Origin of the sequence: Paracoccus sp. S-4012 (genome assembly GCF_009674885.1) — a bacterium.
In the GTDB taxonomy this organism is placed as follows: domain Bacteria; phylum Pseudomonadota; class Alphaproteobacteria; order Rhodobacterales; family Rhodobacteraceae; genus Paracoccus.
The window spans coordinates 530,967-544,633 of sequence record NZ_WKKA01000001.1; the positions used below are offsets into that span (position 1 = coordinate 530,967).

Sequence of the window (13,667 nt, forward strand, 5' to 3'; positions counted from 1 at the left end):
CGACCTCCGCCGATTCGGTTTCTGTCCCTGGCCGAGACTGTCGCAGGCCGCTTAACCGCCGGTTAATGGCCCCCGGGCTTTCGCCCGCGCGCCCGCGGGGCTAGAGAGACGCGACGAGAAGCGGAGCCTGCCATGATCGGACGCCTCAACCATGTCGCCATCGCGGTCCCGGACCTCGAGGCCGCCGCGGCGCAGTATGCCGGGACCCTCGGCGCCACTGTCGGGCCGCCGCAGCAGGAGCCGGACCACGGCGTGACGGTCGTCTTCATCGAGCTGCCGAACACCAAGATCGAACTGCTGCATCCGCTGGGCGAGGGCAGCCCGATCAAGGGGTTCCTCGACAAGAACCCCTCCGGCGGCATCCATCACATGTGCTTCGAGGTGGACGACATCCGTGCCGCGCGCGACCGGCTGAAGGCCGAGGGGGCGCGCGTCCTCGGCGATGGCGAGCCGAAGATCGGCGCGCATGGCAAGCCGGTGCTGTTCCTGCATCCCAAGGACTTCAACGGCTGCCTGATTGAGCTGGAGCAGGCCTGATGAGCCTCACCGGCGCGCTGATCCTCTACGCGGTGCTGTGGTTCCTGGCGCTCTTCGTGCTGCTGCCGATTGGGCACAAGAGCCAGGAGGAGGCGGGCGAGGTCATGCCGGGCACGCCGCCGGGCGCGCCGCACGACCCGCGTCTGGGGCGCAAGGCGCTCTGGGCCGCGGTGATCGCCGCGGTGCTGTGGTGCGGGGCGGCCTATCTGATCGTCGGCGGCGTCTTCACCCGCGAGGACGTGCTGGGCTGGGACGGGCTGATCCGCCGCTGAGAAACACCAGATGCGTGAAGATGGCGGTCGCGAGCACCGGGACCGCGATGCCGAGAAGCGGCAGGGTCAGGAGCACCGTGACCGCGGCGCCCGCGGCCGTCACCCGCAGGCCGAGGGAGCGGCGCAGGGCCGAGGCCTCGGGGCCCGGCATGTGACGGATTGCAACGGCGTGGAAATACTCGCGCCCGATCAGCCAGCCGTTGCCGAGATAGAAGAGGATCGGCGCCGCGGGACCGAGCACCGGGCTGAGCAGCAGCGAGCCGAGCGAGACGGCGAGCGTGGCGAGAACCAGCCGCGCGGCCTCGGCCAGCCCCTCCGTCAGCGGCACGTCGCGGCCCTTGGCCCAGGGGTAATGCGCGGCCTCGACCGCGCCTGCGACCCGGTCGCTGTAGATGCCGCAGATCGCCGCGGCGACAGGCACCATCAGCAGCATCCCCATCACCGGCAGCAGCGCCAGCGAGCCCCAGGAGAGCGCGGCGCCGATGCCGATCTCGCCCAGCCAGGGCAGGGTCAGCGTCTCGGGGGCGAAGGCGCGGATGGCGGCCGTGACCACCGCCTGCAGTGCGACCAGCAGCAGTAGGCTGAGGCCGATGCCCCGCAGCACGACCCCGGTGAGGGCCGGGCGCAGCATGTCGCCGGTGCCGAGGATCAGCGCGCGGAGCACGGGCTCAGAGGCGGGTGATCTTCGCCGCTGGGTCGGGGCGGGGGCGGTCGGGGACCGGGTTCGCGGGCGCGGTGCCGATATGGATCAGCCCTGCGACCCATTCCTGCGGCCCGAGGCCCAGATGCGCGCGGGCGAAGTCCTCGCCGGCCACGATGCCCGTCAGCCATCCCGCGCCCCAGCCATCGGCGAGCGCCGCCTGCAACAGCGTGAGGCAGACGTTCCCGGCCGACAGGGTCTGCTCATGTGCCGGAATCCGGTCGGTCGCGCCGGGCGAGGCCACCACGGCGACGATCACCGGTGAATCGAGGGCGGCCGTAGCCTTGTCCACCCCGGCCTGATCGTCGCCGCGCGCCCGCGTCGCCTCGGCCACGTGAGGCTTCAGCCGGTCGAGGGCCGCGCGGTCGAGGACGATCAGCCGCCACGGCTCCAGCTTGCCGTGGTCGGGCACGCGCAGCGCGATGTGCAGCAGCCGGTCGAGCGCCTCGCCTTCGGGACCGGGAGCCGAGAGCATCCTCGGCGGGACCGAGCGGCGGGTGGCGAGGAAGTCGAGGACGGCGGGACTGCGCGCGGGCATGGGGGACTCCTGAATGGTTGACGCCGGTTGTCGGTCATTGCCGGTGTGGCGGCAAGGTTGACCCCGTGGCGCCGCAGGGCGCAGGAGGGACGCATGGACCTGACGCATCTCGCCACGCCCGGCGCGCGCCTTGCGGTGCGGGTCTCGCCGCGCGCCTCACGCAATGCGGTGACGCTGGGCGAGGAGGGCACGATCCGGGTCGCCACCACCGCGCCTCCGGCCGACGGTGCGGCCAATGCGGCGGTGACGAAGCTGCTCGCCCGCGCGCTCGGCATCGCGCCTTCGCGGCTGACGCTGCTGCGGGGCGCCTCGTCGCGGGACAAGCTGTTTCGGGTCCATTAACCGGGCGGCGGGCCGAGGCGATAGTTGCCCTCGGGCAGGTTCAGCGCGGCCCTCAACTCCGCCAGCTGCGCCAGCGACAGCGTGATGCGCGCGATCCGCGTGCCCTCGGGGGCTTCGGGCTGTTCTATCACCACGCGGTCGTCGAAGCCGAGGATCGTCACGTCCTCCTGCAACGGCCGGTGCTCGCCATGCTTCTCGTCGATCAGGGTGATGACGGTGGCGTCGAACTCGTGCTCGATCGTGAACATGCGCGCTCCTCCGCGGGGCAGGGGCGAACATTCGCGTGATTGTCGGCCGAGGTCCATCCCGGCAGTTGTGAGCGGGCGCGCCCCCGGCCTATTCTGCGCCAAAGCACGAGGGGCCGATAATGCGACCGTTCCGATCCTTGCTGGCGGGCACAACGCTGCTCGCCCTGGGCGCCTGCGCGGCCGTGCCGGTGGAGGCGCCGTCGCCCGGCCCGGTAACGACCGCCCCGATCCCCGCCGCGGCCGCCGATTTCCCGCGAGACGCCCGCGGCACCGCCCGCGCTTTCGTCGAGGTGATCGCGCGCATGGAGCCCTCGGTCGAGGAGCAGTGCATGCGCCGCCGCCGCGGGCCGATCAGCTGCGACTACCAGTTCGTCGTCGTCGATGACCCGCGGGCCGAGATCAACGCCTTCCAGGACCTCGACAGCCGCGGCCGCCCGGTGATCGGCTTCACGCTCGCGCTGATCGCCGCCACCCGCAACGCGGACGAGCTGGCCTTCGTCATCGGCCACGAGGCCTCGCACCACATCCTCGACCACCTGACGCAGAAATCGGCGTCGGCGCGGACCGGCGCGGTGATCTTCGGCGCGCTTGCCACCGCGACCGGGGCCGACCCGGTCACCGTGCGCTCGGCCTCGCAGGCGGGGGCGGATTTCGGGGCGCGCTACTACTCCAAGGACTGGGAGCTGCAGGCCGATTATCTGGGCGCGATCGTGACCCTGGATGCCGGCTACAACCCTGAGCGCGGGGCGCAGTTCTTCCTGCGGATCCCCGATCCTGGCAACCGCATCCTCGGAACCCACCCCTCGCGCCAGCAGCGGATCGACGCCGTGGCCCGCGCGGTGGCGGACAAGCGCGCCGGGCGTGTGGACTGAATGACGCAGGACGTTGCGGAAGCGCGTCGGCGGGATATTGCCTACTTGAGTTCAACCCCGAATTGTGACGCTATCTGCCGCATTGGGTAGCTTGACAGGAACTTTAGAATGATCGGCGTCGTTGTCTGGAGCTGTGACCGCCGCGAGCAGGCAGTGATCTGGTGTGATGATCACGCGGCCCTCGCGTTCCTGTCGGCCCGCCGCGATTTCTGCGACACGAGCCCCTGGCCGCAGCCCGGTGACATGATGGAACTGGCGGCCGAGACCCTCGGCTCGATCCGGCATGCCCGCGCCGTCCGGCCGCTGGCCGAGGCGCCGCGCCGCTCGCTTCCGGCGCTTCTGAAAGGGCGTCCGGCGCCGCATCTGTCGCTCGTCCACAGCGCCGAGCCGGTCAAGCCTTCAGTCAACGTCGCGCTGCCGCCCGTGCGCGTCTGCACCGGCTGAGCCGCCGCATCAGACCCCGCGCGGAAGCGCCGCGACGCCGGTCCGCGCCATCTCCAGCAGGCCCAGTGGGCGCACAAGCTCGGCGAAGGCGTCGATCTTCTCCGGCGAGCCGGTGATCTCGAAGACGAAGCTTTCCAGCGTCGAGTCGACCACCTTGGCGCGGAAGATCTCGGCGATCCGCAGCGCCTCGACGCGCCTGTCGCCCTTGCCCGCGACCTTGAAGAGCCCGAGTTCGCGCTCCACCGCCGGGCCTTCGACCGTAAGGTCGTGAACCTCATGCACCGGCACGATCCGGCCCAGCTGCGCCTTGATCTGCTCGATCACCGCGGGCGTCCCGCGCGTCACCAGGGTGATTCGCGAGCGGTGGCCGGTGTGGTCCACCTCGGCCACGGTCAGGCTGTCGATGTTGTAGCCGCGGCCGGAAAACAGCCCGATCACGCGGGCGAGCGTGCCCGGCTCGTTCTCGACCAGCAGCGCGAGGGTATGGCGCTCCTCAATTTGGCTATGCGGGTCGCGCAGGTCATAGGCCGAATGGCTGGAGGCGCCCTTTTCGATCGTCAGCGTCATGGCGTCCACTCCCTCAGACCAGAACCGCGCCGTCGGACTTGATGGCGGTGCCGATGTCCTCGGCCGCCTCGCTGTCGCCGAACAGCATCTCGTTATGCGGCTTGCCCGAGGGGATCATCGGGAAGCAGTTCTCGTGCCGCTCGACCAGCACGTCGAGGATGAAGGGCCCGTCATATTCGATCATCTCGCGGATGGCGTCGTCGAGGTCCGCCGGGTCCTTCACCTGCCGCCCGGCGCAGCCGAAGGCCTCGGCCAGCTTGACGAAATCGGGCAGGCTCTCGGACCAGCTCTGGCTGTAACGCTCGCCATGCAGGAGTTGCTGCCACTGGCGCACCATGCCGAGGCGCTCGTTGTTGAGGATGAACTGCTTGACCGGCGCGCGGAACTGCACCGCGGTGCCCATCTCCTGCATGTTCATCAGCCAGCTCGCATCGCCCGCGACGTTGATGACCAGCGATTCGGGATGCGCCACCTGCACGCCGACCGAGGCCGGCAGGCCGTAGCCCATCGTGCCGAGGCCGCCGGAGGTCATCCAGCGGTTCGGCTCGTCGAAGCCGAGGAATTGCGCCGCCCACATCTGGTGCTGGCCCACCTCGGTCGTGACATAGCGGTCCATGCCGCGGGTCAGCGCCTCGAGCCGTTGCAGCGCGTGCTGCGGCTTGATGATCGTGGTCGAGTTGCGGAACGAAAGGCAGTCCTTCGCCCGCCAGCCTTCGATCTGCTGCCACCAGGCGGCGAGGCCCTCGCGGTTCACCGGCCGCCCGCGCTCGGTCCAGAGGCGCAGCACCTCGGCCAGCACCTCGCCCACGTCGCCGATGATCGGCACGTCCACCCGGATCACCTTGTTGACGCTGCTGCGGTCGATATCGACATGCGCCTTGACCGAGCCCGGCGAGAAATCCGCGACCCGGCCGGTGATGCGGTCGTCGAAGCGCGCGCCGAGGGCGATCATCAGGTCGCAGCCATGCATCGCCATGTTGGCCTCGTAGAGGCCGTGCATGCCGAGCATCCCGATCCAGTTCTTGCCGGAGGCCGGATAGGCGCCGAGGCCCATCAGCGTCGAGGTCACGGGGAAGCCCGACGCATCCGCGAAGGCGCGCAGGAGGCGGGACGCTTCGGGCCCGGAGTTGATGACCCCGCCGCCGGTATAGAGGACCGGCCGCTCGGCCCGCGCGATCAGGTCCACGAGCCGCTCGATCATCGCGGGGTCCGGGACCGGGCGCACGCGCGGGTCGGGCGCGGCCGCCTGCGGACCCTGATAGGTGCCGGTAGCGAACTGCACGTCCTTGGGGATGTCGATCAGCACGGGGCCGGGGCGGCCGCCGGTGGCAACCTGAAAGGCGCGGTGGATGGTGGCGGCGAGCTTGTCGGTGTCCTTCACGAGCCAGTTGTGCTTGGTGCAGGGCCGCGTGATGCCGACCGTGTCGGCCTCCTGGAAGCCGTCGGTGCCGATCATGAAGGTCGGAACCTGCCCGCTGAGGACCACGACCGGGATCGAGTCCATCAGCGCGTCGGTGAGGCCGGTGACCGCGTTCGTCGCGCCCGGCCCGGAGGTGACCAGCACCACGCCGGGCTTTCCGGTCGAGCGGGCATAGCCTTCGGCCATGTGGACGGCGCCCTGCTCGTGCCGGACGAGGATGTGGCGGATGTCGTTCTGCTGGAAGATCTCGTCATAGATCGGCAGCACCGCCCCGCCGGGATAGCCGAATACGGTGTCCACGCCCTGATCGCGCAGGGCTTCGACCACCATTCTCGCTCCCGTCATCACCTGGGACATGCCGACCTCGCAGTGCAGCGCACAGGCCCCATGCCCATGCTGCAGGGCCGCTAACTAGTCGGCACCTGCGGCAGGGTCAACGGGCCTTGACGCGATTCATTTCGGGTGGAGGTGTTTTGCCGCAACAATATGTCGCGGGAGGCGCCCTAGGCGCAATCACCGCGCCGACGGCAGCGAGATACGCGTCACCTGTTCGACGATCGGGTCCACCGACAGCGGATGCGCCTCGGAGTCGTGCGCCTCCGGGTCGCCGATGTCCTGCCAGACGCCGCCCTTGTAGATCTCGAGCGCGCCGAACTTCGCCTTGTAGGCCATCTTGCGGCTGCCCGGCACCCAGTAGCCCAGGTAGACATAGGGCAGCCCCGCCGCCCGCGCGATCGCCACATGGTCGAGGATCACATGGGTGCCGAGGCTGCGCCCCCCGAGGTCGGGGTCGTAGAAGCTGTAGACGAGGCTCAACCCGTCATCGAGCACGTCGGTCAGGCAGACCCCCGCCAGTTCCCCCGGAACCGGGGGCGCGGCGGCGTTCGGAAGGCGGTATTCGATCAGCCGGGTGCGGACCGGCGTCTCCTCGATCATGGCCGCGAACTCGAACACGTCCATGTCGGCCATGCCGCCGTCGGCGTGGCGGGCGTCGAGATAGGCGCGGAACAGCTCATACTGCTCCTCCGTCGCCCAGGCCGAGGTCGTGACCCGGTGCAGGTCGCGGTTCTTGCGGTCGATTCGCGCCTGCGTCCGGCTGGGCCGGAAGTCCGCCACCCGGATGCGCGCCGACATGCAGGCCACGCAACTCTCGCAGGAGGGGCGGTAGAGGACGTTCTGGCTGCGCCGGAAGCCCTGGCGCGAGAGGGTGTTGTTCAACTCCACCGCGCCGTCGCCGCCCAGCGCCGTGAACAGCTTGCGCTCTGCCCGACCATGCAGATACGGACAGGGCTGCGGCGCTGTGACGTAGAACTGCGGCGCATGGGTCAGCGAATGGCGCATCATGGCGTCCGTCCGGGGGCGCGTGGGCCGAGGGGAAGGGCGACGGGAGGCGGCATCGGACGCGGGCTGGCTCGGCAGTTTGCGGGAAGTCCGGCTGAGACTAGACCGCCCCGCCGCCCCCGCCAAGCGCCTTGGCCCGCGTTGACGCGGCCGCGGGCGACGATACGCTCCCGCCCATGTTCGCCGACGCCATCCGCCGCCTTCCCCTGGCCCTCGATCCCGAACGAGGCAAGGCCGCCCGCGAGGCGGTCCCCGGCGCCACCGGCGATCTCGCCCGCCTGATCGAGGGCGCGGCCGGGTCCAGCCCGTATCTCGCCGGGCTTCTGGCGCGCGAGGGCGCGTGGCTCGCCTCGGCACTCGATGCCGAGGACGTGGTCGCGGCCGAGACCGAGGGTTTCGAAGCGCTCGACCCTGCCGCCCTCGGCGCCGGCCTCAGGCGGGCCAAGCGGCGGATTGCACTGCTGACCGCGCTTGCCGATCTCGGCGGCGTCTGGCCGCTCGAGCGGGTCACGGGCACGCTGACTGCTCTCGCCGACCGCGCCGTGGACCTCGCCTTTCGCGCCCATCTCGCGCCGGAACGCGCGCGCGGCAGGTTGCCGGAGGGCGGCGCGGATGCCGCCGGGCTGATCCTGCTCGCCATGGGCAAGATGGGCGCGGGCGAGCTGAACTACAGCTCCGACATCGACCTGATCGTGCTCTACGACGACGAGGCCTACGCGCCCGCCGACCGGCAGGAGGCCCGCGCCGCGCTGATCCGCGTGACCCGGCGGGCCGCGGCCACGCTGTCGGACCTCACCGCCGAGGGCTACGTCTTCCGCACCGACCTGCGCCTGCGCCCCGACGCTGCGGTGACGCCGGTCTGCATGTCGGCCTCGGCCGCCCTCGACTACTACGAGGCCGAGGGCCGCACCTGGGAGCGCGCGGCCTATATCAAGGCCCGCCCCTGCGGCGGCGACCTCGGCGCAGGCGTGCGCTTCCTCGAGGCGCTGCGCCCCTTCGTCTGGCGCCGTCATCTCGACTTCGCCGCCATCGAGGACGCCCACGGCATGCGGCTGCGCATCCGCGCCCACAGGGGCCTCGGCGGCGAGATCGCGGCCCCCGGCCACGACATGAAGCTCGGCCAAGGTGGCATCCGCGAGATCGAGTTCTTCACCCAGACCCGGCAACTCATCGCCGGCGGCCGCGACCCCTCGCTGCGCCTGCGCGGCACGGTCGAGGGCCTCGCCGCGCTCGCCGCCGCGGGCTGGGTGCCGCGGGCGGATGCGGAGGAGCTGGCGGACCACTACCGCCATCACCGCGAGATCGAACACCGCATCCAGATGGTGAACGACACGCAGACCCATGCGCTGTCCGCGCCCGGCCCGGCGCTCGACGCCGTGGCGCGGCTCTCGGGCGCCGAGGACACCGCCGCCTGGGCCGAGGGCATCCGCCAGCGGCTGGTCCGCGTCGAGGCGCTGACCGGCGCCTTCTTCGCGCCCTCGCCGGCGCAGCCGCTGCCCGAGCTTTCGGAGACGGCCGAGCAGATCGTGGCCCGTTGGCGCTCCTATCCGGCGCTGCGCGGGACACGGGCGCGGACGGTGTTCCGGCGGATCGAGGCCGACCTTCTCATGCGCCTCACCCGCGCCGCGCATCCCGACGACGCCCTCGCCCGCTTCGACGGCTTCCTCGCCGGGCTGCCGGCGGGCGTGCAGGTCTTCTCGCTCTTCGAGGCCAACCCGCAGCTGATCGACCTCGTGGCCGATATCTGCGGCACCTCGCCGGGCCTTGCGGCGCATTTCGCCCGCCACCCCGGCGTCCTCGATTCGGTCATCGCGGGCAGCTTCTTCGCCCCCTGGCCCGGTGAGCGGGGCCTGCGCGATGCCCTCGCGGCCGCGGTCGCCACGGCGCTGCGCGGCCCCGGCGGCGGCTACGAGCGCGCCCTCGACGCCGCCCGGCGCTTCGCGCATGACTGGCAGTTCCGCACCGGCGTCCATCACCTGCGTGGCCTCGTCGATGCCGAGGAGGCCGCGCGGCAGTATGCCGACATCGCGGATGCGGTGCTGGGGGTGCTCTTTGCCGAAGTGGCGGCGGAGTTCGCCACCCGGCATGGCAAGCCGCCGGGGCGGGGCGCGGTGGTCCTCGGCATGGGCTCCCTCGGCGCGCGCCAGCTCAACGCGGCCTCCGACCTCGACCTGATCGTGGTCTATGACCCCGGCCGGGCGGAGGCCTCGGACGGGCCGAAGCCGCTGCCCGCGCGCACCTATTACGCCCGGCTGACGCAGGCGCTGCTGACCGCGCTTTCGGCGCCGACGGCCGAGGGGCGCCTCTACGAGGTCGACATGCGCCTGCGCCCCTCGGGGCGTCAGGGGGCCGTCGCGACTTCCCTCGCATCCTTCCACGACTACCAGATGACCGAGGCCTGGACCTGGGAGCATCTGGCCCTGACCCGCGCCCGGCCGGTGGCGTTCGCGGGCGCACCGGCGCTGATGGACGAGATCGAGGCGCTGCGGCTGGAAATTCTCGCCGCGCGCGGCACCGATCCCCGCGTGCTGCCAGACCTCGCCGCCATGCGCGCGCGGCTTGCGGGCGCGAGGCCCTCGGCGGGGCCCTGGGACGCCAAGGCCGGGCCAGGGCGGTTGCAGGACATCGAGCTGCTGGCGCAGAGTCTTGCCCTGCGGACCGCGGACCCGGCGCGCGCCAGCACGGCGCAGTTGCGCGCCGGACGGCGGGCCGGGCTGATCGGGGCGGAGGATGCCGAGAGGCTGGCCTCGGCCCGGCGGCTGATGTGGCGCGTCCATGCGGGCACGCGGCTGATCGGCGAGCGGAGGGTTGACCTCGCCGGGCTCGGACAGGGCGCGCAGGCGTTCCTGCTGCGCGAGGCCGGGATGCCGGACCTCGGAACCCTGGCGGAGCGGTTGGAGGAGGCCGCGCAGCACGCGGCGGCGTTGATCGAGGCGCAGATCGGCGAGGCGGCCGCGGCGGCGGGCGGGCCGGGCGGCTGAATGGGCCAAACCTCTCAGCCGATCCGGCCGACGAGGCCGACGCTGCCCGTCCGACCGGGCGACGCGACCGCCACGATGCCGGCGTCCGGGGCAGCCGTCTCCACCTCGGCGGCGGGCATGACCGCGCTGCCGTCATGCAGCCCATGCATGGTCTTGTCCCAGTAGAACGGTTGCGTCACGACCTCGTAGATCGCCTTCCAGGCGGCGAAGGTGCCGAGCGTGAAATAGAGCGGCATTGTCGGGAGCCACAGCGTCAGGTGCCGCCGCGGCCCCTCGCGCGTGGCGGCGAGGCCGATGGCGAGGTTGACCAGCTCCGCCCCGATTACCAGCACCAGCACCGCCGTCAGCGAAGGCGCCCAGAGCGCCTGGAGCGGCCCGGCCAGCGGATGGCCGAGGCCGGCGCTGAGCATCCACCATGTCCAGAGGACCGGCGCGATCAGGAAGGCCGTGACCGTCCCGAGCATCTGCAGCTGGAAGCTCAGGAACGCGCGTGGGCCGATCTCGCGCCAGAGGCGCAGGGGCTCGCGCATATGCGTGGCCCAGGTCATGAAATAGCCCTTGTGCCAACGCGAGCGCTGCTTGACCCAGGGCCGCGGGCGGCAGTTCGCCTCCTCATGCGTGGTGGTGTCGAGCATCTCCGTCCGCCAGCCGCGGCGCATCAGGCGCATGCCGAGGTCGGCGTCCTCGGTCACGTTCCAGGCGTCCCAGGCGCCGATCTGCTCCAGCGGGCCGCGGCGGAAGAACAGGGTCGTGCCGCCGAGCGGCACGAAGAGGCGCAGCCGCGCCATGCCTGACAGGACCACCCGGAACCACGAGGCGTATTCGATGGTGAAGCAGCGCGCGAGCCAGTTGGTCTTAGGGTTGTAGAAATCGAGGTTGCCCTGCAGGCAGACGACCTCCGGCGCGGCGGCGTCGAAGGCGCGGGCGACTTTGTGGAGCTGCTCGGGCTCGGGCCAGTCCTCGGCGTCCCAGACGCCGATGATCGAGCCGCGGCAGAAGTTCAGCGCATAGTTCAACGCCCGCGGCTTGGTCCGCAGCGGCCCGTCGGGCACCACGATCACCCGCATCCAGCGCGGCAGCCGCGCCTCGGCCAGCGCATCGCGGGTCAGGCCGTCGCATTCCTCGACCACCAGCAGGATGTCCATCAGTTCCCGCGGATAGCTGAGGCCCGAGAGGCGGTGGACCAGCCGCGCGGCGATATCCGCTTCGCGGAACATCGGCACCATGACCGAGATCACGGGCAGGGCGCCCTTCAACTCGGGCGGGGTGGCGGCGAGGGCGCCGAGGGCTTCGCGCCCGCGCCTGGCGGCGGCGGCGGCCCGCAGTTGCGCGACCGCGGCGATGGCCTTCATTGCGCTCGCGGCGGCGAGGATGGCAAGGGCCAGCAGCGTCAGTCCCGCCAGCAGCGTCAGGGGCGCGGCGGCGAGGCCTAGGGCCAGCAGGCCGATCAGGAGCACGGCGATCTCGCCGGTGCGGCGCTCGTCCCGCAGGCGGCAGCTGAACGCGGCCGGGGTGCGAAGCTCGGCCTCGCGAATCAGGCGCGTGCGGCGGGTGGCGAGGAGGGCGGCCTCGACCTCGTCCTCGTCCACGAGGACCATGCGGGTGGCGCCGAAATGGCGGGGCAGGGCGGCGGTCGCAGCCTCGAACCCCTCGGGGCGCGAGGTCGCGACCCAGGTGACGCCTCCCAGCCGCCGCCAGGGCACGATCCGGTGAGCGAGGCAATGCGCGATCCCGGCCGCGTCGATGAGGCGCGGATCGGGGGGCGCACTGCCGAGGTCGGCATGGCCGGTCTTCCAGCGGCGCGCCATGGCCTGGCGCAGCGCGGCGGGCGTGACCCAGCTGCGCGCCAGCAGCACCTCGGCCAGCGGCGCGGCCTCGCGCCTCGCGATGACGGTGGCCTTGAGGAGGTTGCCCGGCGCGACGGCATCGGCATCCAGCAGCGCCTGTCCCAGCCAGTCGCCGCGCGGCGCAGGAGCGGGAATCGGCCTCGGCACTCCGGCCCGCCGCAGCGGGACCACGTTGCCGACCGGCTCGGCCGCCGCCATCCGCGCCGCCTCGCCCGAAACCGCAGTCACCCGCATCGCAGCCCCCGAGTCGCCCTTACGACCTCAGGTTGCGCCGAGTCGCCCTAACAAACGGTTAAGCGCCCCGGCGCCGCCGCATGTCGTCGGCGAAACGCTGGAACAGATAGGCGCTGTCCTGCGGGCCGGGGCTCGCCTCAGGGTGGTACTGGACCGAGAAGACCGGCCGCCCCTCCAGCTCGATGCCGCAGTTGGAGCCGTCGAAGAGGCTCACATGCGTCTCGCGCACGCCCTCGGGCAGGGTCTGCGTGTCGACGGCGAAACCGTGGTTCATCGAGGTGATCTCGACCCGGCCGGTCTGGTTGCGGCGCACCGGGTGGTTCGCGCCGTGATGGCCGTGGCCCATCTTCACGGTCTTCGCACCGACCGCGAGCGCCAGCATCTGGTGGCCGAGGCAGATGCCGAAGACCGGCAGGTCGCGCTCGATCAGCGCCTGGATCGTCGGCACCGCGTATGCGCCGGTCGCGGCCGGATCGCCCGGGCCGTTCGAGAGGAACACGCCTTCGGGATCATGCGCCAGCACGTCCTCGGCCGTCGCGGTCGCGGGCAGAACCGTGATCTCGGCCCCGCTGGAGGCGAGCGAGCGCAGGATGTCGCGCTTGGCGCCGTAGTCGATGGCGACGACCCGGAAGGGGGCCGCGTCCTTCTTTGGGGCCTTGTCGAAGCCGTCGGGCCAGGACCAGAGGCCCTCGGTCCAGCGGTAGCTCTGGGCGCAGGTGACCTCGCGGGCGAGGTCGAGGCCGACGAGGCCCGGCCAGTTGCGCGCCTTGCGCAGCATCGCCTCGATGTCGAAGATCCCGTCGGCGCGATGCGCCAGCACCACATGCGGCGCGCCGCCGTGCCGGATCGCTCGGGTCAGGCGGCGGGTGTCGACGCCGCCGATGCCGATGCGGCCGCGTTTCGCCATCCAGTCGGTGAGCTCGGCCACGGCCCGCCAGCTTGAGGCTTCGGTCGGGTCCCAGCGGACAACGATGCCGGGGGCGACCGGGTCAGGGCCCTGATCGTCCTCGGGGGTGACGCCGGTGTTGCCGATATGAGGAAAGGTGAAGGTCACGATCTGCGACGCGTAGGACGCGTCGGTCATGATCTCCTGATAGCCGGTCATTGCGGTGTTGAAGACCAGCTCCGCCACGACCTCGCCCTCGGCGCCGAAGCCGCGGCCGTAGAAGACCTCCCCCGCGGCGGTGACGAGGCAGGCGGTCGCGTTCTGGGACTCGGGCATGTTGGACACCGGCGTTGGGGCGGCGCAGACCTAGGCCCGGCGGCGGCGGCGGTCAAGCGGCGGGGGAACCCGCGCCCGAGGGGGCCGTTCTGTCGCAAGCGG

The 13,667-nt window shown here is 71.6% G+C and carries 14 protein-coding genes; 6 read left to right on the top strand and 8 right to left on the bottom strand.

Features of this window, described 5'->3' with window-relative positions; all coding sequences use genetic code 11:
* Positions 1-132: 132 nt before the first annotated feature.
* A complete protein-coding gene (mce, locus tag GI374_RS02625; protein WP_154335437.1) occupies positions 133-537 on the top strand; it encodes a methylmalonyl-CoA epimerase in 405 nt (134 codons plus the stop codon).
* Positions 537-809 (top strand): DUF1467 family protein, encoded by a 273-nt coding sequence (locus tag GI374_RS02630; protein ID WP_154335438.1) that lies wholly within the window; start codon positions 537-539, stop codon positions 807-809. Before mce ends, GI374_RS02630 begins: the two co-directional genes overlap by 1 nt.
* Here the strand turns inward: GI374_RS02630 and GI374_RS02635 are convergent.
* Together GI374_RS02635 and GI374_RS02640 are read right to left on the bottom strand one after the other, a co-directional pair.
* Complete coding sequence (locus tag GI374_RS02635) at positions 763-1,473, bottom strand: EI24 domain-containing protein (RefSeq protein WP_370515102.1); 711 nt, start codon at positions 1,471-1,473, stop codon at positions 763-765. The two genes, GI374_RS02630 and GI374_RS02635, sit on opposite strands and share 47 nt — an antisense overlap.
* Positions 1,474-1,477: 4 nt before the next feature.
* Positions 1,478-2,047, bottom strand: coding sequence for a nitroreductase (locus tag GI374_RS02640; protein ID WP_154335439.1), 570 nt, complete (start codon positions 2,045-2,047; stop codon positions 1,478-1,480).
* Positions 2,048-2,140: 93 nt separating this feature from the next.
* Here GI374_RS02640 and GI374_RS02645 point away from each other — a divergent pair, with 93 nt between their 5' ends.
* Complete coding sequence (locus tag GI374_RS02645; RefSeq protein ID WP_154335440.1) at positions 2,141-2,389, top strand: DUF167 domain-containing protein; 249 nt, start codon at positions 2,141-2,143, stop codon at positions 2,387-2,389.
* On the opposite strand, the gene GI374_RS02650 is transcribed toward GI374_RS02645, so the two are convergent.
* Positions 2,386-2,637, bottom strand: coding sequence for a hypothetical protein (locus tag GI374_RS02650; RefSeq protein ID WP_154335441.1), 252 nt, complete (start codon positions 2,635-2,637; stop codon positions 2,386-2,388). The genes GI374_RS02645 and GI374_RS02650 overlap by 4 nt on opposite strands.
* 137 nt (positions 2,638-2,774) lie before the next feature.
* Here GI374_RS02650 and GI374_RS02655 point away from each other — a divergent pair, with 137 nt between their 5' ends.
* Complete coding sequence (locus GI374_RS02655; RefSeq protein WP_229582457.1) at positions 2,775-3,509, top strand: M48 family metallopeptidase; 735 nt, start codon at positions 2,775-2,777, stop codon at positions 3,507-3,509.
* A gap of 108 nt (positions 3,510-3,617) precedes the next feature.
* Positions 3,618-3,953: a hypothetical protein gene (locus GI374_RS02660; RefSeq protein WP_154335443.1), complete on the top strand. Its 336-nt coding sequence runs from the start codon at positions 3,618-3,620 to the stop codon at positions 3,951-3,953.
* A gap of 9 nt (positions 3,954-3,962) precedes the next feature.
* Here GI374_RS02660 and ilvN read toward each other — a convergent pair whose 3' ends face one another.
* The 3 genes from ilvN to GI374_RS02675 all read right to left on the bottom strand — a co-directional run bounded on the left by ilvN (position 3,963) and on the right by GI374_RS02675 (position 7,281).
* On the bottom strand, positions 3,963-4,520 hold the full coding sequence (ilvN, locus tag GI374_RS02665) for an acetolactate synthase small subunit (protein WP_154335444.1): 558 nt from the start codon (positions 4,518-4,520) through the stop codon (positions 3,963-3,965).
* Positions 4,521-4,533: 13 nt separating this feature from the next.
* Positions 4,534-6,297, bottom strand: a complete 1,764-nt coding sequence (locus GI374_RS02670) for an acetolactate synthase 3 large subunit (protein WP_154335445.1) — start codon at positions 6,295-6,297, stop codon at positions 4,534-4,536.
* 156 nt (positions 6,298-6,453) lie between these two features.
* On the bottom strand, positions 6,454-7,281 hold the full coding sequence (locus tag GI374_RS02675; RefSeq protein WP_154335446.1) for an arginyltransferase: 828 nt from the start codon (positions 7,279-7,281) through the stop codon (positions 6,454-6,456).
* 176 nt (positions 7,282-7,457) lie between these two features.
* Between GI374_RS02675 and GI374_RS02680 the strand changes: the two genes are divergently transcribed.
* Positions 7,458-10,262, top strand: coding sequence for a glutamine-synthetase adenylyltransferase (locus GI374_RS02680; RefSeq protein ID WP_154335447.1), 2,805 nt, complete (start codon positions 7,458-7,460; stop codon positions 10,260-10,262).
* Between the two features lie 14 nt (positions 10,263-10,276).
* Here GI374_RS02680 and GI374_RS02685 read toward each other — a convergent pair whose 3' ends face one another.
* Positions 10,277-12,343: a glycosyltransferase gene (locus tag GI374_RS02685; RefSeq protein ID WP_229582459.1), complete on the bottom strand. Its 2,067-nt coding sequence runs from the start codon at positions 12,341-12,343 to the stop codon at positions 10,277-10,279.
* A 58-nt stretch (positions 12,344-12,401) separates the two neighbouring features.
* On the bottom strand, positions 12,402-13,565 hold the full coding sequence (gene carA, locus GI374_RS02690; RefSeq protein WP_154335448.1) for a glutamine-hydrolyzing carbamoyl-phosphate synthase small subunit: 1,164 nt from the start codon (positions 13,563-13,565) through the stop codon (positions 12,402-12,404).
* Positions 13,566-13,667: the final 102 nt, after the last annotated feature.